Origin of the sequence: Xenophilus sp. Marseille-Q4582 (assembly GCF_916700565.1) — a bacterium.
Lineage (GTDB): Bacteria > Pseudomonadota > Gammaproteobacteria > Burkholderiales > Burkholderiaceae_C > Xenophilus.
The window spans coordinates 1-22,926 of sequence record NZ_CAKAKO010000010.1; the positions used below are offsets into that span (position 1 = coordinate 1).

At 65.9% G+C, this 22,926-nt stretch carries 18 protein-coding genes and 3 pseudogenes; 13 read left to right on the plus strand and 8 right to left on the minus strand.

Annotation, left to right across the window (positions count from 1 at the left end; all coding sequences use genetic code 11):
- Positions 1-250: 250 nt before the first annotated feature.
- Genes LG388_RS26340 through LG388_RS26350 form a run of 3 tightly spaced genes read left to right on the plus strand, consistent with a single transcriptional unit; the run spans position 251 to position 2,311 of the window.
- On the plus strand, positions 251-1,504 hold the full coding sequence (locus LG388_RS26340; RefSeq protein WP_225785502.1) for an aromatic ring-hydroxylating dioxygenase subunit alpha: 1,254 nt from the start codon (positions 251-253) through the stop codon (positions 1,502-1,504).
- Positions 1,497-1,970, plus strand: coding sequence for a nuclear transport factor 2 family protein (locus LG388_RS26345; RefSeq protein WP_225782446.1), 474 nt, complete (start codon positions 1,497-1,499; stop codon positions 1,968-1,970). The genes LG388_RS26340 and LG388_RS26345 overlap by 8 nt, the downstream gene beginning before the upstream one ends.
- Positions 1,971-1,981: 11 nt before the next feature.
- Positions 1,982-2,311: a Rieske 2Fe-2S domain-containing protein gene (locus tag LG388_RS26350; RefSeq protein WP_225782447.1), complete on the plus strand. Its 330-nt coding sequence runs from the start codon at positions 1,982-1,984 to the stop codon at positions 2,309-2,311.
- Between the two features lie 87 nt (positions 2,312-2,398).
- Here LG388_RS26350 and LG388_RS26355 read toward each other — a convergent pair.
- Positions 2,399-3,156: pseudogene (locus tag LG388_RS26355) on the minus strand (IS5 family transposase).
- A 73-nt stretch (positions 3,157-3,229) separates the two neighbouring features.
- Between LG388_RS26355 and LG388_RS26360 the strand changes: the two are divergent.
- Positions 3,230-4,240 (plus strand): 2Fe-2S iron-sulfur cluster binding domain-containing protein, encoded by a 1,011-nt coding sequence (locus tag LG388_RS26360; RefSeq protein ID WP_225785504.1) that lies wholly within the window; start codon positions 3,230-3,232, stop codon positions 4,238-4,240.
- A gap of 30 nt (positions 4,241-4,270) precedes the next feature.
- Positions 4,271-4,579: a hypothetical protein gene (locus LG388_RS26365; RefSeq protein WP_225785505.1), complete on the plus strand. Its 309-nt coding sequence runs from the start codon at positions 4,271-4,273 to the stop codon at positions 4,577-4,579.
- Between the two features lie 145 nt (positions 4,580-4,724).
- On the opposite strand, the gene LG388_RS26370 is transcribed toward LG388_RS26365, so the two are convergent.
- On the minus strand, positions 4,725-5,081 hold the full coding sequence (locus LG388_RS26370) for an IclR family transcriptional regulator C-terminal domain-containing protein (RefSeq protein ID WP_225785540.1): 357 nt from the start codon (positions 5,079-5,081) through the stop codon (positions 4,725-4,727).
- Positions 5,082-5,189: 108 nt separating this feature from the next.
- Here LG388_RS26370 and istA point away from each other — a divergent pair, with 108 nt between their 5' ends.
- On the plus strand, positions 5,190-6,716 hold the full coding sequence (gene istA / locus LG388_RS26375; RefSeq protein WP_225782461.1) for an IS21 family transposase: 1,527 nt from the start codon (positions 5,190-5,192) through the stop codon (positions 6,714-6,716).
- Positions 6,709-7,524 carry an IS21-like element helper ATPase IstB gene (gene istB / locus LG388_RS26380; RefSeq protein WP_225782451.1) on the plus strand — a complete coding sequence of 272 codons (816 nt, stop codon included), beginning with the start codon at positions 6,709-6,711 and terminating at the stop codon, positions 7,522-7,524. Before istA ends, istB begins: the two co-directional genes overlap by 8 nt.
- A 372-nt stretch (positions 7,525-7,896) precedes the next feature.
- On the opposite strand, the gene LG388_RS26385 is transcribed toward istB, so the two are convergent.
- Complete coding sequence (locus tag LG388_RS26385; RefSeq protein ID WP_225785506.1) at positions 7,897-10,812, minus strand: Tn3-like element IS1071 family transposase; 2,916 nt, start codon at positions 10,810-10,812, stop codon at positions 7,897-7,899.
- A gap of 145 nt (positions 10,813-10,957) precedes the next feature.
- On the opposite strand from LG388_RS26385, the pseudogene LG388_RS26390 reads away from it, so the two are divergent.
- A pseudogene (locus tag LG388_RS26390) lies at positions 10,958-11,428 on the plus strand (IS5/IS1182 family transposase); the annotation flags it as partial.
- Positions 11,429-11,601: 173 nt separating this feature from the next.
- On the opposite strand, the pseudogene putA reads toward LG388_RS26390, so the two are convergent.
- Positions 11,602-15,165 (minus strand): annotated as a pseudogene (gene putA / locus LG388_RS26395) (trifunctional transcriptional regulator/proline dehydrogenase/L-glutamate gamma-semialdehyde dehydrogenase); the annotation flags it as partial.
- A 158-nt stretch (positions 15,166-15,323) separates the two neighbouring features.
- Here putA and LG388_RS26400 point away from each other — a divergent pair.
- Entirely contained in the window at positions 15,324-15,809 is a 486-nt protein-coding gene (locus LG388_RS26400) for an acyl-CoA thioesterase (protein WP_225785508.1), read from the plus strand.
- 10 nt (positions 15,810-15,819) lie between these two features.
- On the opposite strand, the gene rsmI is transcribed toward LG388_RS26400, so the two are convergent.
- On the minus strand, positions 15,820-16,779 hold the full coding sequence (gene rsmI, locus LG388_RS26405) for a 16S rRNA (cytidine(1402)-2'-O)-methyltransferase (RefSeq protein ID WP_225785509.1): 960 nt from the start codon (positions 16,777-16,779) through the stop codon (positions 15,820-15,822).
- Position 16,780: 1 nt separating this feature from the next.
- Between rsmI and LG388_RS26410 the strand changes: the two genes are divergently transcribed.
- The 3 genes from LG388_RS26410 to LG388_RS26420 all read left to right on the plus strand — a co-directional run bounded on the left by LG388_RS26410 (position 16,781) and on the right by LG388_RS26420 (position 18,701).
- Positions 16,781-17,191, plus strand: a complete 411-nt coding sequence (locus LG388_RS26410; protein WP_225785510.1) for a YraN family protein — start codon at positions 16,781-16,783, stop codon at positions 17,189-17,191.
- Between the two features lie 95 nt (positions 17,192-17,286).
- Complete coding sequence (locus tag LG388_RS26415; protein ID WP_225785511.1) at positions 17,287-17,898, plus strand: SIS domain-containing protein; 612 nt, start codon at positions 17,287-17,289, stop codon at positions 17,896-17,898.
- On the plus strand, positions 17,895-18,701 hold the full coding sequence (locus LG388_RS26420) for a BON domain-containing protein (RefSeq protein WP_225785512.1): 807 nt from the start codon (positions 17,895-17,897) through the stop codon (positions 18,699-18,701). The genes LG388_RS26415 and LG388_RS26420 overlap by 4 nt, the downstream gene beginning before the upstream one ends.
- 89 nt (positions 18,702-18,790) lie before the next feature.
- Here LG388_RS26420 and LG388_RS26425 read toward each other — a convergent pair whose 3' ends face one another.
- From LG388_RS26425 to LG388_RS26435, 3 genes are all read right to left on the minus strand, one after another.
- Positions 18,791-19,708: an NAD(P)-dependent oxidoreductase gene (locus LG388_RS26425; protein ID WP_225785513.1), complete on the minus strand. Its 918-nt coding sequence runs from the start codon at positions 19,706-19,708 to the stop codon at positions 18,791-18,793.
- A gap of 92 nt (positions 19,709-19,800) precedes the next feature.
- Entirely contained in the window at positions 19,801-20,937 is a 1,137-nt protein-coding gene (locus tag LG388_RS26430; RefSeq protein WP_225785514.1) for a PilT/PilU family type 4a pilus ATPase, read from the minus strand.
- A gap of 127 nt (positions 20,938-21,064) precedes the next feature.
- Complete coding sequence (locus tag LG388_RS26435) at positions 21,065-22,108, minus strand: type IV pilus twitching motility protein PilT (protein ID WP_225785515.1); 1,044 nt, start codon at positions 22,106-22,108, stop codon at positions 21,065-21,067.
- 78 nt (positions 22,109-22,186) lie between these two features.
- Here LG388_RS26435 and LG388_RS26440 point away from each other — a divergent pair, with 78 nt between their 5' ends.
- Complete coding sequence (locus LG388_RS26440; RefSeq protein WP_225785516.1) at positions 22,187-22,873, plus strand: YggS family pyridoxal phosphate-dependent enzyme; 687 nt, start codon at positions 22,187-22,189, stop codon at positions 22,871-22,873.
- The last annotated feature ends 53 nt before the right edge of the window (positions 22,874-22,926 follow it).

Here is a 22,926-nt window from a genome sequence, read left to right on the forward strand (position 1 = left end):
TTGCTCGAACCCATCGGCTACGTGCCACCGGCCGAGTTCGAGGCCAACTACTATCGAGCTCTTGAGCAGCAGGCCATGTCGGCCTGACTCAAGCCAACGGGCCTCCGCGATTTCCGGGGCGGTTCAGACCGATTCTAACCGATGCCGCTATTTGCACCACAACCGTCGTGTGGTGGTTGACAGCTTGAGGTACACATGCCATCATTTATTATAAATAAATGATGTTTATTATACCTAAACGGAGAACGCAATGGATCATGTGGAGAACGCAATGGATCATGTCAGTCCCTGGGCTACTGCCCCTAAGCTTCCGTCTACGCACTATGTAGATAACCGAATCTATACGGATCCGGTGATTTTCGAGGAAGAGCGAGAGAAAATCCTGGCTGCAACGTGGCGGCTTGTCTGTCACGAATCGGAACTGCCAGAACCCGGCGACTACCGGGCGAAGGAAATCGCCGGGGTACCGGTTGTCATCCTGCGCAGCGAGGACCGGTCGATTATGGCGTTCTTTAACGTTTGCCCACACCGGGGCGCGCGCCTAGTGCGCGACGAGCGTGGAAATGCGAAGAAGGGCCTGCAGTGCCTTTATCATCTATGGACGTTTGCGCTCGACGGTAAGTGCACAAGCATCACCCGAAGCAAGGGATATGACGGCTGCAGTCTGAAAAAAGACGACGTTGGACTGCGCTCTGTCCGAACGGAAATCTTCTGCGGCATGGTGTTCGTTTGCCTGAAGGACGACGTGCCACCACTCGAGCAATTCTTGGGTGGTATGGCGGACCATATGAAGACCCACCTTGGCCAGGAAGAGCTTGAGGTATTCCATTACCATCGCGCGATCATCAATACGAACTGGAAGCTCTTCGTAGACAACAACTCCGAGCTCTATCATGAATTCCTGCATGTGCTGAACCGGCGCACCGCCGTCGCACACAAGAGCTATCACGAACGCAATTGGTTGCTTTACCAGAATTCCCACAACATCATTCAGCAGGGTGTAATTCACTACGACAGTTACGGGCTGGGGGAGCGGAGCGAGGGCGCATTGCCGGGAATGCAGCCGAACGGCATGGTCGTCATGCTGCTGTTTCCTGACGTGATGCTCAATATTCGCGCGACCGTGATGCGTATAGACACAATGACGCCACTCGCACCCGGCAAGACCCTCGTCGAATGGCGCGGCGTAGGGCTCAAGTCCGATACACCGGACGTCCGCGCAATGCGGATCCAGCACCACAATGAGGTATGGGGACCGGCCGGTCGCAATCTCCCAGAGGATATCGCCGCCGTCGAAACGCAGTGGGAGACCATGGTCCAGGGTGGATCGCGATACAGCCTCTTTGCCAGGGAAGAAGGGCTGAAACCGCAGGACGATGCCAACCTCCGCGCCTTCTATCAGGAATGGGGTCGGTGCCTTGGACGCGCGCCGAATGATCCGTTCAGGCACGGTAATGTGGATACCGATGTTTCTCATTCAATAAAGGAGATCACCAATGTCTGACGTCGCAAGCCAACTCTTCGAGCGTGAAGCGATACGCGAGCTGATTGCGCGCGTGGGGCGGCTGCTTGACACTAAGGATTTTGCTGCCGTCATCGCTTCCTTTGCAGAACCGGGGAGCTATGTGTTGCGCGCATACAGTCCCGAGATTGGCAAGGAAATGATTTGGATGTCGGTTAAACGCGCCGAGCTTCTACGCCTGTTGAAGGAGTCGGCGGAACATGTGCATGACCTGGCCGACCGGACGCATCAGATCACTGTGGATCAAATCAGCCTCGAAAAAGGCGAGGCATTGGCGCGGTCGACCTTTTCAGTGTTCCGTACTGACATGAAGGGACAGAGCGACCTGTTCGCCGTGGGCCACTATGAGGATCGGCTCGTGAAAAACGGAGACACCTGGCTCATCGACAGCCGGACAGTACGGCTCCATACGCGCATGTTCACAGTGCCAACCCCCTTGCCGCTTTAACGAGATAACTGATGAATACGCAACCGATCAAGCTATGTGCCAGGACCGACATTCCGGAGGGTGAGATGATCGAAATGTCCGTCCCGGGCACTGACAACAGCCTGCTCTTGGTCTCTACCAAAGGAGCAATCCGTGCCTTCCAGAACAAGTGTCCACATATGGACATCCCGCTTTGCCAAGGCGCCTTTGATGGTGAAGTAATCACTTGTACAGAACATCTTTGGCAGTTCGACGCACAGACGGGCGCCGGGATTGAACCCGAGGACGCAAAACTGCAACAGTATCCTGTGAGCGTCATCGGCGACGAGGTGTTCGTCGAACTCCCGGAAGCGGCCGAGTAATTGCCTGGTCTTGCCGGATAGAACCAGCAAGACCAGGCAATAAAGGCGGATATCGCCCATTTCTTTCCGCACTAGGGCCTGTTAACACTATCGCAACGATTCGACGATCAGTGCGAAGTGGATGAAGGCCGCGAACATGACGTCGAGCTTGTCGAAGCGGCTGAAGATGCGGCGGAACCCTTTCAGACGGCGGAACAGGCGCTCGATTTCGTTGCGGCGCTTGTAGATCTCGGTGTTGTACGCCCATGGCTGGGCCCGCAGCGGATGCGGGGGCACGACCGGATCCAGGCCCAGATCCAGCGCGAGCTGCCGGGTTTCATTGCCCTCGTAGGCGCGATCCATGACCAGATGGCAGCGCGCGGGCAGGGGTGGCAGGGCATGCAGCAGGGCGCGAACGGCTGGGGCATCGCCCGCCTGGCCCGGCGAAAGCGAGAAGGCTAACGCGCAGCGGGAATCCGCGGCAGCCATATGAATTTTGGTGGTCCAGCCTCCGCGGGAGCGGCCGATGGCCTGCGGGCCGTTTTTTTTCGTGCGCCGGTGCCGTCCGGGTGGACCTTGACGATCGTACTGTCCAGGCTGACCGCCTCCAGCCGCACCCGGACCAGCTGTTCGGCCTGCATGCGCTCGAAGACCCGATCCAGGACCCCGGCCTTGGCCCACCGGTTCATCCGCGTGTAGATCGTGTGCCAGTTGCCGAACCGCTTGGGCAGGGCCCGCCACTTGCAGCCATTTTCGGCCACGAACAGGATCGCGTTGAGCACTTGAAGGTTGTCCAGCGACACATTGCCCCGCTGCCGCGGCAGGCAATCCTCGATACGCGCGAATTGCGCAGGCGTAAGTTCCATGCGCAGTATGTTAGCACGTAGTGTTAACAGACCCTAGTGGAATCCTCATCACCAACTGCCGGACTCTCGACTAATGACCATGCCTCATCGAATCCATTTTGACGCCGCCAACGGCTTCGACGCTGCAACGGACGAACCGCTCCTGATTTCAGGCCTGCGGGCAGGCTATGCGCTTCCGTATGAATGCGCGACAGGAACTTGTGGCTCATGCCGTACCCAGATCATTGAAGGTGCTGTCGTCGTCCGCTGGCCGGATGCGCCCGGGCTGCCCGAGACAAAGCGCCAAGAGGGCCATGTGCTCCTGTGCCAGGCATTACCACAGAGTGACTGTAGATTGCCGGACGCGTTATGTAAATCGCGGGACGCGAGTCTACCCCCGGTCCGCATCGTGAAGGGCCGGGCAAGCGCGGAAACTGAGACGAGCGATATCGCACGCGTGATGGTTCAACTCGACGAGCCGATTACTTTCCTCGCCGGCCAATACGCATTGTTTGAAGTGCCCGGCGTCACAGGATATCGCGCCTACTCGATGGCAAACACCGGCAATACGCTGACCTCCACTCTCGAGTTCTATATCCGCCGCGTCCCGGGTGGCGTGTCATCGCCAATTCTGCTCGGGGCGCGCGACATCCCCTTGCGCCTGGTGGTGCCGGTGGGTCACGCATTCATCGATGCGACCGCACAGCGCGATATACTCTGCGTCGCCGGCGGTACCGGCCTCGCGCCTATCCTGTCGATTGCGCGCGATGCGCTATCCCGCGGCCTGCTTCGCAAGCAGCGTCTGGATATTTTTATCGGAGTAAGGACGCCCGCCGACATTTTCGCGACCGCGTCCCTCCAAGAGCTCATTGAGGCGGCTGGAGGGGCGGTGCGAGTTACCTGGGCCATTTCGGAAGCGGGCGAGTTCGCGGATTGGAAAGGCGAACGCGGCTATGTACATGAGGTGGTCGCCCGCAGTGCGGGAGACCTTTCTGCGCGCCAGGTCTATATGGGGGGGCCGCCCGCCATGATTGATGCCATGGTACGTTTGCTGCTCAAGTCACGGGTTAAGCGATCCCAGATTCGCTTCGACAAATTCGCTTAATCCTCACGGATCAGATGATGGGACAAGCATATGGAACAGGACAGCAAGGGCCAGGCAAAGGGCGCCCTCATGAAGTCGCTTGACAATGCATTGACGCTTCTTGAGCAATTTACCCCCGAGGCGTCGGCTTGGGTAGGAAGGGTGTTCGCCGAGTCCGGGCTGCCCGGACGCAAGATCGCCGCGGATCGCAAGAATATCTTCTACACAGTGCCGGCTGCGGAAGTTCAACGCTGGCAAGCGGCTTCTGAAGGTGTCGTGGCCGAATGGGTGAAGGACGTGACTGCTAAAGGCTATGACGGGAAAAAACTGCTCGAAGAAGCTAAAGCCTTAATGAAATAAACAGAATGCCGGTAGTCACGACACTCACGCGCGGCTGCCGGCGCAATCCCCGGCATCTCCAGCGAAACGGGACTGATGCAAGTCGCCGCCATCAATCGCGTGGTCTGACTCTGCCGGTGACGCAGGTCCTGTCCGAGATCCGCTTTCAAGCGTCTTTATACGGTTTATGGCCAAGGCTACGGGAAATCGATTCTGCTGTTCGCAAGGTGAGTGGCACAAGCGCTTCGATCTGCCCTTCTGTAATCCGTGCGGACGGTCCGACGACGGCAATTGCCGCAATAACCGTGCCGTTGAAGTCGAAGACCGGCGCCGCGATGCCCCGGATGTCGGCAATGAATTCTTCCCGTTCGATGCAGTAGCCGGCTTGTCGGATCTCGGCAAGCTGACTGCGAAGCACGGCCGGGTCGACGATCGTATTTTCCGTGTATCGGGCTCGGGGCGCGCGCAGCGCTTCTTCGATCACTTCATTAGGCTGAAAGGCGAGCAGGACCTTTCTGTTGATTCATTTCCAAAGCTGGGCCATTTCGGGACGCATTCACGTTGAAATTTGAGCCACGTTGCCGCTCTATCCTGCTGAATTTTTCAGCACGGGGGAGCAGGAGTGATCAACGTGAGCACATTGAGCAAGTTACGCCGCCTCGTGCTGAGGCAGGACGTGTCGGTGCGCGAGGCCAGCCGGCGCCTGGGCATCTCGCGCAACACAGCCACCAAGTGGCTCAAAGACGGGCAGATGGCCGAACCCCGATACCCGCAGCGGGTGTCGGGCCCCAGCATCCTGGATCCGTACAAGGAGCAGTTGAGCCAATGGCTCAAGGCCGATAGCCATCGCAGCAAACGCGATCGACGCGGGATCAAGGCCATGTTTGAGGCGCTGCGCGCGCAGGGCTACAGCGGCAGCCGAGGGCCGGTCTACGCCTTTGCCCAGCGCTGGCAGCAAGAGCAAGGCAACGCTGCGCGTGGTGCGGGGTTCGTGCCGCTGAGCTTCGAGTTGGGCGAGGCGTTCCAGTTCGACTGGAGCTGCGAGTACCTGTTCATCGGCGGGCTGCGCCGCCGCCTGGAAGTGGCACACACCAAGCTGGCGGCCAGTCGCGCCTTCTGCCTGGTGGCGTACTACAGCCAAGCGCACGAGATGCTGTTCGATGCGCACGCACGGGCGTTCGCCCTCTTCGGTGGCGTGCCCCGGCGGGGCATCTACGACAACATGAAGACCGCTGTGGACAAGGTCGGCCATGGCAAACAGCGCAGCGTCAATGCACGCTTCGAGGCGATGACCGGGCACTACCTGTTCGAGCCGGAGTTCTGCAACCGGGCCGCCGGCTGGGAGAAGGGGGTCGTGGAGAAGAACGTTCAGGATCGGCGCAAGGACATCTGGCGTGAGGCCAGCGAGCGGCGCTGGGGGACGCTTGGTGAACTCAACGACTGGTTGCAGCAGGCCTGCGTGAAGGCCTGGGCTGAGATGAGTCACCCGGAATGGACTCAGCTCACGGTGGCCGATGTCTGGCAGGACGAACGTGCTCGTCTCATGCCCAACCCCCGTGCGTTTGATGGCTACGTGGAGCAGCCGGTACGGGTCTCTGCGACCGCACTGATCCACTTCCAGCGCAACCGCTACAGCGTGCCGTGTGAATGGATTCATGCGGTGGTCAGTCTGCGGGCCTACGCGGATGGCCTGCTGGTGGTCGGGCCCGATGGGCGACAGGTGCGCCTGGCGCGCAGCTTCGAACGTGATCAGACGCTCTACGACTGGATGCATTACATCGCGCTCATCGAGCGAAAGCCCGGCGCGCTGCGCAACGGCGCGCCCTTCAAGACCATGCCCGAGCCACTGCAGGAAATGCAGCGCCAGTTGCTGCGCCACAGCGGTGGCGACAGGGTGATGGCGCAGGTGCTCATGGGGGTGAGCCTGCATGGACTGGAGGCCGTGGTGGTGGCGGTAGAGCTGGCGCTGCAGTCCGGGCGGGTGAGTGCCGAGCACGTGCTCAACGTGCTCTCGCGTCTGAAGGAGCAGCGCGTGCCCGAGCCACCGGTGGCCACGATGCTCAAGCTCAACACGCCGCCACTGGCCAACCTGCAGCGCTACGACGCACTGCGCAACGTCCAGCCTCATGAGGCATCACCGGAGTCCGACCATGCATGACGTCATTGATGCCCTCAAAGCGCTGGGCCTGCACGGCATGGCCAGTGCCTGGCCGGAGGTACTGGGCACCGCCCGCATGAAGTCGCTGGATCATGAGGCCGTGCTGCACCAGCTCATCAAGGCCGAGACCGCTCAGCGTGAGGTGCGTTCCATGGCTTACCAGATGCGCGTGGCGCGCTTCCCTTCGCACCGTGACCTCGCCGGCTTTGACTTCGCCCACGCGCAGCTCGACGAAGCACTGGTGCGCCAGTTGCACACCCTTCGCTTCGTGGAGTCGGCGCACAACGTGGTGCTGGTTGGTGGCCCCGGCACGGGTAAAACCCACCTGGCCACGAGCCTGGGGATCGAGGCCATTCGCATGCATGGCAAGCGGGTGCGCTTCTTCTCAACGGTGGAGCTGGTCAACGCCCTGGAGCTGGAGAAGGCGCAGAACAAGGCCGGGCAAATGGCGCACCGCCTGATGTACGTCGATCTGGTGATCCTGGATGAACTGGGCTACCTGCCATTCACGCAGTCGGGCGGCGCGATGCTGTTCCACCTGCTCTCCAAACTCTATGAGCGAACGAGCGTGGTGATCACCACCAACCTCACCTTCTCGGAGTGGAGCAGCGTCTTTGGAGACGCCAAGATGACCACGGCCTTGCTTGACCGGCTCACGCACCATTGCCACATCGTCGAGACGGGCAACGAGAGCTGGCGATTCAAGCACTCCAGTGCCGCTGGCGCGGCTCCCCCAAAGCAACGCCCAAAGAGCCAGAAAGGAGATCGAAAAACAGCAGACCCGATAGACTTATCCACAACCGAATAGTCAAAGAATCCATCAACCCAGTGGCTCAATATTCAACGTGATCACTGGCTCAGTTGTGCTGATGAATCAACACGCAATGAAGATGCGATGGGCGTCCCCCGGCTGTTGCCGGGTCGCGCTTATATGGACGCCTCCCGGTTGGCAAGCAGTTTTTCGTGCTCAACAAAACAAGGAATGGCTGCAGTCTTATATCCGGCCTTGAGCTGGCGTTAAGCCTGCGGGCCCTGATGGGGTCTCCTCGTTTTCAGTGCAATAAGTGACGGTACGAAAAGCTAGCACTGGCGCGGAGGTGGTGTTGGTAGATCGTTGATTTCATTGACTTTCCTGTTCACTTTCAAATCTGCGATTCGTGGCGTCAAACCGTGGTCGGTTTCATCCATTGGTGCCAGTTATCGATGCATTTGGCCGCGAAGGCAGGATTTGGTCAGCATAGCGGTCAACCGGGAAGCGAAACACACCCCGCAAGTTGATGCTCTCCAGCCTGGTGGGCGCAATCTTCCCGATCAGTTCCGGTGGAATGACCTGGCGGCGGTTCGACCAGCGATCCAGGACCGCCTGCATCTGTGAGGTATTCCACGCCATCACGATGTTGGCCATCAGGCTCAACGCATCGGCCACAGCCTGCATTTCATCGACACGTTTGGCCTGCGCCGGGCTGATCCGGCCGGTATAAATGGCGCGCTTGAGGGCGTTAACAGCCTCGCCCCGATTGAGCACCCGGCGCAACTCGTTCCTGAAAGCGTCCTTGACAAAGTAGTCAGCCAAAAACGCCGTACGCAGCAACCGCCCCAATTGCACGCCAGCCTCATAGATTGGATCGCCCTGGGCGGCAGAACCGAACCGCGCAAGAGCTGCCACCGCACTGGCATGTCCGCTCATGACCGAGGCTGCCAGGTGCACCAGACTATCCCAATGCTTTTCGATCAAAGCGACGTCGACATTGGCTTCGCACACCGCAGCGATTTCTGCGGGCACGTTGGTGCCGCGTGGCACAAAGAGGTGGCGCTGTTTGAGTTCCTTCAACCGCGGGCAAAGATCAAAACCAAGCAAACGGGCATGTGACATGGCAAAGTCGGTGTAGCCATGGGTATCCACAGCAAGCTGGCTGGTCTCCAGCTTTTCTTGGCGGATGACACCTTCAATGGCCACGCCCGCCTGGCGCTCATTGAGCACAAAGGGCTGCGCATGGAAGATGCCCCACCGGTCTTTTACATGGGAGTAGATTCCAATGGAAGGTGTGTTGCGCCGAGGATCAAGCCGGGCTTGCCACACCCGTTTGGTGGTCTCCATGCTCATCATGTCAGAAGATGCCAAATCGGACCGCCCCCAGGTGGCGGCAATCGGGTGTCGCTGCATGAATTCCAGCACAGCCTGGCAGGCCTGGCTCAGACGCCGTTCGTCCCGCGCCCAGCGCATGGCCTGGCGAATGCTGGTGGCAGACAATTGCGGAATCATGCGCGCGCATTCGACCGCAGTCAGACTGGTGCCGTGGGCCATGATGCCGGCATAGACCATCAGCAGCTCGTCGGTAGAGCGCGGCTCACGTCCGAGCATGATCCAGCTAAAGCGCACCTGGGCGTCAACGGCCAGAATCACTTCCGGCAATTGAACCTCACCGATGCGGTGATCCAAAGCCGCGCGCAGCTTGGTCACTTCTGGGTCTTCGTCCTCTGCGGGCAATGGCGACAAATGGAGTTCATCATCCACGCGCAGTACGCCACTGCGGGCTGCAGCGGCCACCGCATCGACACCGGCAGTTACTCTGGCCAGCAAAGGCTTCAAGAAAGTGGCAGCCTTGCTGGGTAACGATAGACGGGCATAGTGTTTCTTGGACTCTGCCTGCCAACGCTCGTCCGTGAAGAACAAGCGCGCACGACCCCGAAAGCTCAGGCTGTGCTCAATCCAGACCGAGCCATTGCGCACCGCGCGGCGCAGGGCAAACAGGGTGGCCACCTCCAACGCCTGAAACGCCCGTTCCCGGTCTGGGCTGGAGATCGAAACCTGCCAGATCATTCCCAGACTTGGTGCCACCACTTCAACTGGCAGCTTTCTGGATCCTTTGAGATATAAAGCTTGCAGCTTGGCAAGGTACTCGATGGCAGGATGCTCGCCGGTGGCCTGCCAGGGCAGCTTTGCAATGGCGACGAGCAACGACCGCACGGGGCGAATTCCATCAATCAATCCCTCGCGGACCAGGGAGGCCCTGCTCGGTGGTTTGCGTTTCTGGGTTTCGGTGATCAAGGCTTCAAGACGGGCACGCAACTCAGCATCTGGCACCGCACCTTGCGCGCTCAAGGCAACAAGTTCGCCGAGCAGCGTTTTGTACATTGCGGCCCAATTGACGGTAGCGGGGACATCGGCGGCAGCCTGACGCCACAGATCGGCGATCCGGCGCTGCACCATAAGGATCAACTGGTCTGTGGTGGTGAACAGGCAATACCGAAGAAAGCATGCGACCTCCACGGTGCGCGCTGGCTCTTTGATCTTGGCTCCGGCTGAGGGCGGCCTGGAGACAAGTCGGCGCGCGTAGCGGCGCAAGATGAGATCGGGGATGTCTGCCAGGTGCTTATGAACGTCCAGCGTGTAAAGCAGGTCGATGCGCTCCAGTACCTCGCTGATTTGGCGGGGTGAGGGTTTCGCCGGTGCAGCCCATAGCCAACTCTGCTGGGTTTGTCCATCTGGGCGCAGCTCTGAAACTGAGGCTCGCCAGCGATCAAGTGTTGCTGGATCAACGCTGGCGGCGATGGCGGTGCCTGTTTCAACTTCAAGCTGGGCAAGTGCCGCCGCAATCAGTGTCCGAATTGCCCGCTCGTGCACGATCACCAGCTTGTTCTTGTACAGCCATTGACGCGCCCGCACGAGTAGCTGATCGCGGTCGGCGCAGCGCGCCACTTCGTCGCGCAGTTCACGTACCAGTGAGCGGCGCTGGTGCTCGCTCATCCACTGGAATCCAAGGACCGTGCAGGCTACTTGTTGGTGATCGAATAGCGTGCGCCCGCGTTCATACATGGCTCTCAGCGAGGCGACTTCTGGTGCTGCAATGCCAAGCTCGTTGCCAAGGTGGCGCCACAAGGCTACTGGAATTACCCGAAAGGCACCGAGCAAACGCCCACTCATGCGCAGGAAACCAATATGGAGCGCCAGACCAAGCTTGTGGGAATCACCTCGGCGTGCATTGATTGCGTCGCGCTCGGCACCATCGAAGGTGAAAAATGCCTTCATCTCGAAGTCGCTGATATCGCGGGGGAGCCCACGCATCCCCAAAAACGTTGTGTGCCAACCCTGCATCGTGAACCTCAAAAGTGGGAGGCCACCATACCCGTTTACAAAGCGAACAGGAAAGTCAATGAAATCAACGGTCTACCCAGACCACCCCCGCGCCAGTGCTAGCTTTGCGTACCGTCACTTATTGCACTGAAAACGAGGAGACCCCAAGGAAGGCCTGGTGGTGGGCATGCGCTCCATGCCGGGCAACCCCTACGACGGCCACACCCTGGCTGAGACACTGGAGCAGGTGGGCATCCTCACTGGCACGGACAGGCCGCCCGCCACGGCAATCGTGGACAAGGGCTACCGGGGTGTGAAAGTTGAAGGTGTGCGCATCCTGATGTCGGGCCAAAAGCGGGGCATCACCCGAACGCTCAGGGCCATGATCAAGCGGCGCAGCGCCATCGAACCGGCCATTGGGCACATGAAGATGGACGGGCGGCTGGGCCGCAACCCGCTCAAGGGTGCGCTGGGCGATGCGCTGCACGCGGTGATGTGCGGTGCCGGGCATAACCTGCGCCTGATCCTGGCCGCGCTGCGGCTTTATTGCGCCCGATTCGGGTTATCGATGCAGGCGGTCATCGCCGCACTGCTGGCCGCTCCTGGCGACGTCAGCCTATCTGTAGCTGACAACTGAATTGTTCAGGGCTGACTCAAGCCCATTCCTGAGCGCGCGGCGGCTCAGCGGGCCAGAGCCGCGCTCGGGGGGGGGGCGGGCCGCGCAGGCCGTGGCGGCGGTGATCCCTTGGTGTTTCCGGGTTGAGAACGATGCGGCGCACGGCCGCGGGCCCCAGAAGAGGGCGAAGCGCATCAGCCGATGGCCATGAGCGAGGCGTTGCCGCCGGCGGCCGCGGTGTTGGTGCTGACGGCGCGCTCGACGACGAGCCGCTCCAGCGCGTAGCGGCCGCGGCCGCTGGCGATCTCGTCGCTGGCCAGGCCCTGCACGGACAGGATGGGGCCGTCGCGCTGCGCCAGCTGGCGGTTCAGCGCGCGCAGCGCGTCGGGGTCGCCCTCGAACAGCGCGGCGTGGATGTCGGCGGCCAGGGCCTGGTCCGCGGCCAGCACGCGCGCTTCTGCGCGCTCGGCCTCGGGCAGCGCCGCGAGCTGCGCGCGGGCGGCCGGCGTGTCGGTCCACAGCACGCGGTTGCCGGTGGCGCGCGCGGCCTCCCACTGCGCCTGGGCGCCGGCCGGCGTGGCCGCCACGCACAGCACGGTGCCGCGCGGCGCCAGGCTGTACAGGTTGCGCTCGCCGGTCGGGCCGGGCAGCACGGTGGGCTCGCGCAGGCGCAGCGCGGGGCGCGGGCCGGTGGCCAGCAGCCGGTGCAGGTACAGCGGGCCGCCGGCCTTGGGGCCGGTGCCCGACAGGCCTTCGCCGCCGAAAGGCTGCACGCCGACCACGGCGCCGACCACGTTGCGGTTCACGTACACGTTGCCGGCGTGGATGCGCGCCGTCACCTGGGCGATGGTCTCGTCGATGCGCGTGTGCAGGCCGAAGGTCAGGCCGTAGCCGGTGGCGTTGATGGCGTCGATGAGCTGGGGCAGGGCGCCGCGCCGGTAGCGCAGCACGTGCAGCACGGGGCCGAAGACCTCGCGCTCGAGCCGGGCCGGGCTGTCGATCTCCACCAGGGCCGGCGCCACGAAACTGCCCTGCGCGCAGGCGGCCGGCAGCGCCAGCCGCTCGACGCGGCAACCGGCCGCGGCCATGGCCGCCACGTGCTTCTCGATCGCCTCGCGCGCGGCCTCGTCGATGACCGGGCCCACGTCGGTTTCCAGCCGGTCGGGGTTGCCCACGGCCAGCTCGTGCAGCGCACCGCGCAGCATGGCCAGCATGCGGTCGGCCACGTCCTCCTGCAGGCACAGCAGGCGCAGCGCCGAGCAGCGCTGGCCGGCCGAGTCGTAGGCCGACTGCAGCACGTCCAGCACCACCTGCTCGGGCAGGGCCGAGGAATCCACCACCATGGCGTTCTGGCCGCCCGTCTCGGCGATCAGCGGGATGGTGCGGCCCTGGTCGTCCAGGCGTTCGGCCAGCTGGCGTGCGATGAGGCGCGCCACCTCGGTGGAGCCCGTGAACATCACGCCGCGCACGCGCGGGTCGGCCACCAGGCGTGCGCCCACGGTCTCGCCGGGACCGGGCAGCAGCTGCAGCGCGCCGTGCGGCACGCCGGCGGTGTGCAGGATCTCGACCGCGCAGGCCGCGACCAGCGGCGTCTGCTCGGCCGGCTTGGCCAGCACCACGTTGCCGGCCGCCAGCGCCGCGGCCAGCTGGCCCGTGAAGATGGCCAGCGGGAAGTTCCAGGGGCTGATGCACAGCACCGGGCCCAGCGGCAACTCGGTGCCGGCGGCCAGTTCGGCGCGGGCCTGGGCCGCGTAGTAGCGCAGGAAGTCCACCGCCTCGCGCACCTCGGCGATGGCGTTGGGCAGGGTCTTGCCGGCCTCGCGCACGATCAGGCCCAGCAGCTGCTGCATCTGCGCCTCCAGCGCATCGGCGGCCCGCTCCAGGCAGCGCGCGCGCTCGGCCGGTGGGGTGGACTGCCAGATCGGCGCGGCATCCTGGGCCGCGGCGAGCGCGGCGTCGACCTGGTCCGCGCTGGCTTCCAGCACGTGGCCGACCACGTCGCGCCGGTCGGCCGGGTTGCGCACGGGCTGGGCGCGGGCGGCGTCCCAGTCGCAACCGGTCGGGCCGGCCTGCCAGGCCCGGCCGGTGCTGCCCAAGAGTGCGGTGGCCAGCGAGGCCAGGCGTTGCTCGTTGGACAGGTCCAGCCCGGCGGAGTTGGCGCGGTCCGGGAACAGGTCGCGCGGCAGCGGGATGCGCTCGTGCGGCGCGCCCAGCGGCTGGGCGCGCTCGGCCGCGGCCACCGGGTCGGCGACCAGCGCGTCCACCGGCACGCGCGGGTCGGCGATCTGGTTCACGAAGGAGGTGTTGGCGCCGTTCTCGAGCAGCCGGCGCACCAGGTAGGCCAGCAGCGTTTCGTGCGTGCCGACCGGCGCATAGATGCGGCAGGGCCGCGCCAGCTTGCCGTCGGCCACGGCGCCCACCACCTCCTCGTAGAGCGGCTCGCCCATGCCGTGCAGGCACTGGAACTCGTACTGTCCGGGGTAGTAGTTGTTGCCGGCCATCTGGTAGATGGCGGCCAGCGTGTAGGCGTTGTGGGTGGCGAACTGCGGGTAGATGGCCTGGGGCTGGGCCAGCAGCTTGCGCGCGCAGGCCAGGTAGGAGATGTCGGTGTGCAGCTTGCGCGTGAACACCGGGTAGTCCTCCAGGCCGTCGACCTGGGCGCGCTTGATCTCGCTGTCCCAGTAGGCGCCCTTGACCAGCCGCACCATCAGGCGCCGGCCGCTGCGCTGGGCCAGCTCGACCAGGTGGTCGATCACGAAGGGGCAGCGCTTCTGGTAGGCCTGCACCACGAAGCCGATGCCGTCCCAGCCCTGCAGCTCGGGGTCGAAGCACAGGGCCTCGAGCAGGTCCAGCGAGAGTTCCAGCCGGTCGGCCTCCTCGGCGTCGATGTTCAGGCCGATGTCGTAGCGGCGCGCCAGCAGGGCCAGTGCGCGCACGCGCGGCAGCAGCTCGCCGACCACGCGCTCGTGCTGGGCACGCGCGTAGCGCGGGTGCAGCGCCGACAGCTTGATCGAGATACCGGGGCCCTCGTAGATGCCGCGGCCCGCGCTGGCGCGGCCGATGGCGTGGATGGCCTGCTCGTACAGGCCCAGGTAGCGCGCCGCGTCCTCGGCCGTGGTGGCGGCCTCGCCCAGCATGTCGTAGGAGTAGCGAAAGCCCCTGGCCTCCAGCTTGCGGGCATTGGCCAGGGCCGAGGAGATGGTCTCGCCCGTCACGAACTGCTCGCCCATCACGCGCATGGCCGTGTCCACGCCCTTGCGGATCAGCGGCTCGCCGCCCTTGCCGATGAGCCGCGACAGGGCCGAGGACAGCGACTTCTCGCTGCTGGTGGACACCAGCTTGCCGGTCAGCAGCAGGCCCCAGGTGGCGGCGTTCACGAACAGCGAGGGCGAGTGGCCCACGTGCGACTGCCAGTCGCCCTGGCTGATCTTGTCGCGGATCAGCGCGTCGCGCGTGGCCCGGTCGGGGATGCGCAGCAGGGCTTCGGCCATGCACATCAGTGCCACGCCCTCCTGGCTGGACAGGGAGAATTCCTGCAGCAGGCCTTCCACGCCGCCGCCGGTGCCGCGCGCGCGCAGCGCCGTCACGAGCTTGCGCGCCAGGGCCTCGGCCTTGGCGGTGGCCGCGGCGGGCTGGCGCGCCAGGCCCAGCAGCAGCGGCACGCATTCGGGCTCGGGCCGGCGGTAGGCGGCGGTGATGGCCGCGCGCGTGGGCGACTGCCGCTGCACCGATTGCGCAAAAGCCAGGAAAGGACGGGTTCGCACGGGCTCCTCCGTAAACGTCTGCCGGCCGGCTGCGCCGGCGCCGCGTGCATCCACTCTAGCGGAGCCGCCGCGCCCCGGCTGCCGGACGCCGCGCCGGCGGGCCGCGCCTGGGTTCGCCGCACAATCGGCCCGCCACGAACCGGAGAAGCGCGATGGACCTGCCCGCCCACCAACTGACCATGACCGTGCTCATGACGCCCGACACCGCGAACTTCGCGGGCAACGTGCATGGCGGCACCATCCTCAAGCTGCTGGACCAGGTGGCCTATGCCTGCGCGGCGCGCTACTCGGGCTGCTACGTGGTCACCCTGTCGGTGGACCAGGTGATGTTCCGCGAGCCCATCATGGTGGGCGAGCTCGTGACCTTCCTGGCCTCGGTCAACTACACCGGCACCTCGTCGATGGAGGTGGGCATCAAGGTGATGGCCGAGAACATCCGCACCCAGGCGGCGCGGCATGTGAACAGCTGCTTCTTCACCATGGTGGCGGTGGACGAGGCGCGCCGGCCCGTGGCCGTGCCGCCGCTGCGCCCTTTCTCGCCCGACGAGCGCCGCCGCCATGCCGCGGCGCAGGTGCGCAAGCAGCTGCGCCAGGAGATGGCCGCGCGCGCCGAGGCGGCGCGCACGCAGCCGGGCTGACCGCGTCCAGTCAGGCGCCGTCGTCGTCGGCGTCCTCGCGCCACTGCAGCGCCAGCGCATACAGCGCATTGCGCGGTGCGCCGCTGATCTCGGCCGCCAGCCGCACGGCGGACTTGGTCGGCAGTTCGGCCAGCAGCAGCCGCAGCGTGCGCTGGGCGGACGCATCCACGGCGCCGTCGCCCGCCGCGGTGGCGGGCAGCGGATGCAGCACCAGCGCGAACTCGCCGCGGCGGCGCTGCGGACTTTCCGCCAGCCATCCTGCGAACGCGTGCGCGGGCACGGTGGCGATGTCCTCGAACTGCTTGGTCAGTTCGCGGCCGATGGTCAGCAGGCGATCGCCCGCGGCGGCCAGCGACTGCGCCAGCGCCTCGATGCGATGCGGGGCCTCCAGCAGCACGATCGCGCGCGGCTCGGCCGCCAGTCCCTGCACGAAGGCCGCGCGCTCCGCGGCCTTGGCCGGCGCGAAACCGGCGAACACGAAGGCCGAGGCCTGCGGCCCGTCGGCGCGCAGGCCCGCCGCGCTGACCAGCGTGGTCACGCTGCTGGCGCCGGGCAGCGGCAGCGTGCGCAGGCCGGCCGCGCGTGCGGCGTCGACCAGGCGCGCGCCGGGGTCGCTCACGCCCGGCGTGCCGGCGTCGCTCACATAGGCCACGCGCTCGCCGCGCAGCAGCCGCTCGACCACGGCCTGCGCCGCGCCGCTCTCGTTGTGCTGGTGCACCGCGATCAGCTGCGCCGGGCTGCGCTCGATGCCCAGGGCGCGCAGCAGCTGCTGCGTGTGGCGCGTGTCCTCGCAGGCGATGGCGTCCACGATCTGCAGCACATGCAGGGCGCGCAGCGTGATGTCGGCCCGGTTGCCGATGGGCGTGGCCACGACATAGAGGGTGCCCGCCGGATAATCCTGCGAGCCGGCGGCCTCGCGGGCGGCCTGCAGCGCCGCACCGAAGGAGGCGGCCGAGGGGAGGGCATTCACGATGGGCTTTCTGAAAGGCAAGGGGCCGGACGGCCAGGCGCCGCAGGCGCCAGCCACCACGACCAAGAAGCTGGGCGACGCGGCCGAGGAAGCGGCCCTGGCGCACCTGCAGGCCGCCGGCCTGCTGCTGGTGGCGCGCAATTATCGGACGCCCGGCCGCGGCGGCGGCGAGATCGACCTGGTGATGCGCACGCGCGATGGCACGCTGGTCTTCGTCGAGGTGCGCCGCCGCGCAAGCGCCGCGCACGGCGGCGCGGGCGGCAGCATCACGGCGCTCAAGCAGCGGCGCATCGTGTTCGCGGCGCGGCACTTCCTGCTGCGCCTGGGACGCACGCCGCCCTGCCGCTTCGACGTGGTGCTGGTGCAGGGCGCGCAGATCGAATGGCTGCCCGCCGCCTTCGATGCCGGGTGAGGGCGGGAACCTTGGGCGCGGGCCGCGCTCCATGCCTGCAGCCCCGCGCGCCTCACCTTCTGTTGCAAGGGGGCTCGCTATCATTTCGCCCCAACATGCTCGAGCAACGTATCCAGCAGCATTTCATCGACAGCGCCGACCTGCTCTACCAAGGTGGCGCCGCGCTCAGCAAACCCCTTTCGCAGGCCGTGCAGGCCCTGCTGGCCTGCGTGACCAGCGGGGGCAAGGTGCTGGCCTGCGGGGCCGGCGTGTCCGGCCTGCTGGCCGCCCAGTTCGCCGCACAGTTCGTGAGCCGTTTCGAAAGGGAGCGCCCCGGCCTGGCCGCGCTGGCGCTGCCCGGCATCGCCGACGACCCGCAGGCCGACACGCGCCAGGGCGCCGACCCGCAGGGCTTCGCGCGCTCGCTGCGTGCGCTCGGCGAGGCCGGCGACGTGCTGCTCACGCTCAGCCCCAGCGGCGAATCGGCCGCGGTGCAGGCGGCCGTGCAGGCCGCCCATGAACGCGAGATGAGCGTGATCGCCCTGACCGGCGGCGTGGGCAGCGGCGCCGGCGGGGCCGTGGGCCGCGCGCTGCGCGAGACCGACGTCCACATCTGCGTGCCGCACGAGCGCCTGCCGCGCGTGCACGAAGCCCATCTCATCGCGCTGCACTGCCTGTGCGACGGCGTCGATGCCCAACTCCTCGGTGAACAGGAAATCCCCGCATGACCACGACGACTGCCTCCCTTCCGCGCCTGGCCCTGCGGGCCACCCTGGCTGCTGCCGCGGCCGCCACGCTGGCCACGTCATTGGTCGGCTGCGTGCCGCTGGTGGTGGGCGGCGCGGCCGCCACGGGCATCGGCGTGCTGGCCACCGACCCGCGCAGTTCGGGCGCGCAGCTGGACGACCAGGGCATCGAGCTGCGCACCGCCGCGCGCATCCGCGAGGTGGCCAACGACCAGATGAACATCAGCACCGTGAGCTACAACCGCCAGGTGCTGATGATCGGCACGGTGGGCAGCGAGGCCGACAGGCAGCGCGCCCAGGAAGCCGTGCGCACCGTGCCCAACGTGCGCTCGGTGGTCAACGAGGTGGTGGTGGGCGAGGCGCTGAACATCGCGCGGCGCTCCAACGACGCCTGGATCACCAGCAAGGTCAAGGCTTCGCTGCTCGACGCCAAGGACGTGCCGGGCAATTCCTTCAAGGTCGTCACCGAAGGCGGCGTGGTCTACCTGATGGGCCTGGCCACGCGGCCGCAGGTCGAGCGGGCCACCGACATCGCGCGCTCCATCTCGGGCGTGGTCAAGGTGGTGCGCGTGGTGGAAGTGCTCACCGAGGCGCAGATGAGCGCCGGCGCCGCCGAGGGTGCGACGGGCCTGCAGTCGAGCTCGGTGCCGGGCGTGGCGGGCGGCGCGCCCGCGGCCGCGCCCGACGGCCATGTGCCGCTGCCGCCCATGCAGCCGCTGCCGGCGCCGGGCACCACCGTCAACCCCGCGCCTGCGCCGGGCGTGGTCACCTCGCCGGTCCGCTGAAGCGTGCGGCCGTGCGCCTTCGGGGCGCCGGCCGCTTTGGCCGCGCGCGCCCCGGCCGGGCAGGGCGCCCCACCCGGCCACGCAGTGGCCTACTTGAGCCGCGTGATCAGGCTGGACGTGTCGAAGCGATTGCCGCCGGCCTGCTGCACGTCGGCATAGAACTGGTCCACCAGCGCCGTCACGGGCAGGCGCGCGCCGTTGCGCTTGGCTTCGTCGAGCACCAGGCCCAGGTCCTTGCGCATCCAGTCGACGGCGAAGCCGAAGTCGAACTTGCCTTCGACCATGGTCTTGCCGCGGTTCTCCATCTGCCAGCTCTGGGCCGCCCCCTTGCTGATGACGGCCAGCACGGCCTCCATGTCCAGGCCGGCGCGCTGGCCGAAGGCGATGCCTTCCGACAGGCCCTGCACCAGGCCGGCGATGCAGATCTGGTTGACCATCTTGGCCAGCTGGCCCGCGCCGCTGGCGCCCAGCAGCGTGACGGCCCGGGCGAAGGCCTCGGCCACCGGCTTGGCCTGTTCGAAGGCGGCCGCGTCGCCGCCGCACATCACCGTCAGCACGCCGTTCTGTGCGCCGGCCTGGCCGCCCGAGACGGGGGCGTCGATGAACTGCAGGCCGCGCTGCTGCGCGGCCGCCGACAGCTCGCGCGCCACGTTGGCCGAGGCCGTGGTGTGGTCGACGAAGATGGCGCCGGCCCCCATGCCGGCGAAGGCGCCGTCGTCGCCCAGCACCACCGAGCGCAGGTCGTCGTCATTGCCCACGCAGCAGAACACGATCTCGGCACCCGCCGCGGCTTCGCGCGGCGTGGGCGCGCTGCGGTGCGCGCCGCCGGCTTCCTGCACCCAGGCCTGGGCCTTGGCGCTCGAGCGGTTGTAGACCGTCACCTGGTGGCCCGCGGCGGCCAGGTGCAGTGCCATCGGGTAGCCCATCACGCCCAGGCCCAGGAAGGCCACGCGGCGCGCAGGGGTGGGGGAATAGCTCTTGGGGTGGAAGGAGGGGGTGCTGCTCATGCCCGCGAGCTTATACGGCTTCTCGCATACACGCATGACGCGGCGCGCATGAAGCTGCGTCCGCCGGCACGTGCGGCCGGCGGGGAGGCGGCTCACACAATCGTCAAGTGCTCCGTGCCCGCCGCCAGGTCGGTCGTGCGCGCGCGCTGGCTCTGCAGCTTGATCTGCAGCCGCAGGTCGTTGGCCGAGTCGGCGTTGCGGATCGCTTCCTCGAAGCTCACCGTGTGCTGCTCGAAGAGGTCGAAAAGCGCCTGGTCGAAGGTCTGCATGCCCAGGTTGCGGCTCTTCTTCATGATCTCCTTGATCTCGCCCACCTCGCCCTTGAAGATCAGGTCGGCGATCAGCGGCGTGTTGAGCATGATCTCCACCGCGGCCGCGCGGCCGCGCCCGTCCTCGGTGGGCAGCAGGCGCTGCGAGATCAGCCCGCGAAGGTTCAGCGAGAGGTCCATCAGCAGCTGCTGGCGCCGCTCTTCGGGGAAGAAGTTGATGATGCGGTCCAGCGCCTGGTTGGCGCTGTTGGCGTGCAGCGTGGCCATGCACAGGTGGCCCGTCTCGGCGAAGGCGATGGCGTTGTCCATGGTCTCGCGGTCGCGGATCTCGCCCATCAGGATCACGTCGGGCGCCTGGCGCAGCGAGTTCTTGAGCGCGGCGTCCCAGCTGTCGGTGTCGATGCCCACTTCGCGCTGCGTGACCACGCAGTTCTTGTGCGGGTGCACGAACTCGATCGGGTCTTCCACCGTCACGATGTGGCCGTAGGAGTTCTCGTTGCGCCAGTCGATCATGGCCGCCAGCGTGGTGGTCTTGCCCGAGCCCGTGGCGCCCACCAGGATCACCAGGCCGCGCTTGGTCATGGCCACGTCCTTGAGCACCTGCGGCATGTTCAGGCCGTCGATGGTGGGCAGCTTGGCCGGGATGGTCCGCAGCACCATGCCCACCTTGCCCTGCTGCACGAAGGCGTTGACGCGAAAGCGCCCCACGCCCGAGGGCGAGATGGCGAAGTTGCATTCCTTGGTGCGTTCGAACTCGGCCGTCTGCCGGTCGTTCATGACCGAGCGCGTGAGCGCCAGCGTGTGCTGGCCCGACAGCGGCTGCTGCGACACGCGCGTGACCTTGCCGTCGATCTTCATCGCGGGCGGGAAGTCGGCCGTGATGAACAGGTCGGAGCCGTTGCGGCTGACCATCAGCTTGAGCAGATCGGTGATGAATTGACTGGCCTGATCGCGTTCCATGGAGGCTCCGATGTTTAGGTGAGACGAGGCGGGCGAGCGCCGGGCCGCCCCAAGCCGGCCGCGCCGCCCCCTCGGGGGGTGGAGTTACACGAAGCGCAGCGAAGTGAAAAGCCGGGGGGCTTCATGACTAGCCGGGGAAGTTCTCGGGGATCTTGGCCTTGGCGCGCGCCTCGGCGGCCGAGATCAGGCCGCGGCGCACCAGGTCGGTGAGGCACTGGTCCAGCGTCTGCATGCCCAGGCCCTGCCCGGTCTGGATGGCCGAATACATCTGCGCCACCTTGGCCTCGCGGATCAGGTTGCGGATGGCCGGCGTGCCGATCATGATCTCGTGCGCCGCCACGCGGCCCGAGCCGTCCTTGGTCTTGCACAAGGTCTGCGAGATCACGGCCTGCAGCGATTCGGACAGCATGGCGCGGATCATTTCCTTCTCTTCGCCCGGGAACACGTCGATGATCCGGTCGATGGTCTTGGCGGCCGAGGAGGTGTGCAGCGTGCCGAACACCAGGTGGCCCGTTTCCGCGGCGGTCATGGCCAGTCGGATGGTTTCCAGGTCGCGCATTTCGCCCACCAGGATCGCGTCCGGGTCCTCGCGCAGCGCCGAGCGCAGCGCGTTGGCGAAGGACAGCGTCATCGGCCCGACCTCGCGCTGGTTGATCAGGCACTTCTTCGATTCGTGCACGAACTCGATCGGGTCCTCCACCGTCAGGATGTGGCCGTACTCCGTCTCGTTGAGGTAGTTGATCATCGCCGCCAGCGTGGTCGACTTGCCCGAGCCCGTGGGGCCGGTCACCAGCACCAGGCCGCGCGGCTTGAGCGCCAGTTCGCCGAAAATCTTGGGCGCGTTCAGCTGCTCCAGCGTCAGGATCTTCGAGGGAATGGTCCGGAACACCGCCGCGGCACCGCGGTTCTGGTTGAAGGCGTTGACGCGAAAGCGCGCCAGGCCTTCGATCTCGAAGGAGAAGTCGACCTCCAGGAACTCTTCGTAGTGCTTGCGCTGGGTGTCGCTCATGATGTCGTACACCATGGCGTGCACCGCCTTGTGGTCCAGCGCGTCGACATTGATGCGCCGCACGTCGCCGTGCACGCGGATCATGGGCGGCAGGCCGGCCGACAGGTGCAGGTCCGACGCCTTGTTCTTGACGCTGAAGGCCAGCAGTTGGGTGATGTCCACGCGGGTTCCTCGATGGAAGTGGCGCCACGCAGCGCCGGGATGGATGCGGGGCGTGACGTTTTGATACGTTTGAAGATTATGACGACGATTGGCGACCAACTCCAACAAGTACGCGCTCGCATCGTGAAAGCCTGCGCAAGCGCGGGCCGCGATGCGGCGCAGGTGCAACTGCTGGCCGTGTCCAAGACCTTCGGGCCCGAGGCCGTGCGCGACGCGCATGCGGCCGGCCAGCGCGCCTTCGGCGAGAACTACGTGCAGGAGGCGCTGGAGAAGATCGCGGCGCTGCAGGAGCTGCGCAGCCAGCTGGAATGGCACTGCATCGGTCCCTTGCAGAGCAACAAGACCCGCCCCGTGGCCGAGGCCTTCGACTGGGTGCACAGCGTGGACCGCCTCAAGATCGCCGAGCGGCTGTCGGCGCAGCGTCCGGACGGCCTGCCGCCGCTGCAGCTGTGCCTGCAGGTGAACGTGGACGGCGGCGCCAACAAGTCGGGCGTCGCCCCGGCCGAACTGCCGGCGCTCGCGCGCGCCGTGGCCGCGCTGCCGCGCCTGCGCCTGCGCGGGCTCATGGCCATCCCCGAGCCGGCCGAGGGCTTCGAGGCACAGCGCGCGCTGTTCGCACAGGTCACGGCCTTGTTCGATCAACTGCGCGCCGACGGGCTGGCGCTGGACACGCTGTCGCTGGGCATGAGCGCCGACCTGGAGGCCGCGATCGCCGCCGGCAGCACGATGGTGCGGGTGGGCACGGCGATCTTCGGCCGGCGCTGAGGGCGGCCGCCGGTGGCTGTACACCGGGCCGCGAAGGCCGGTTGTGCCGCTCC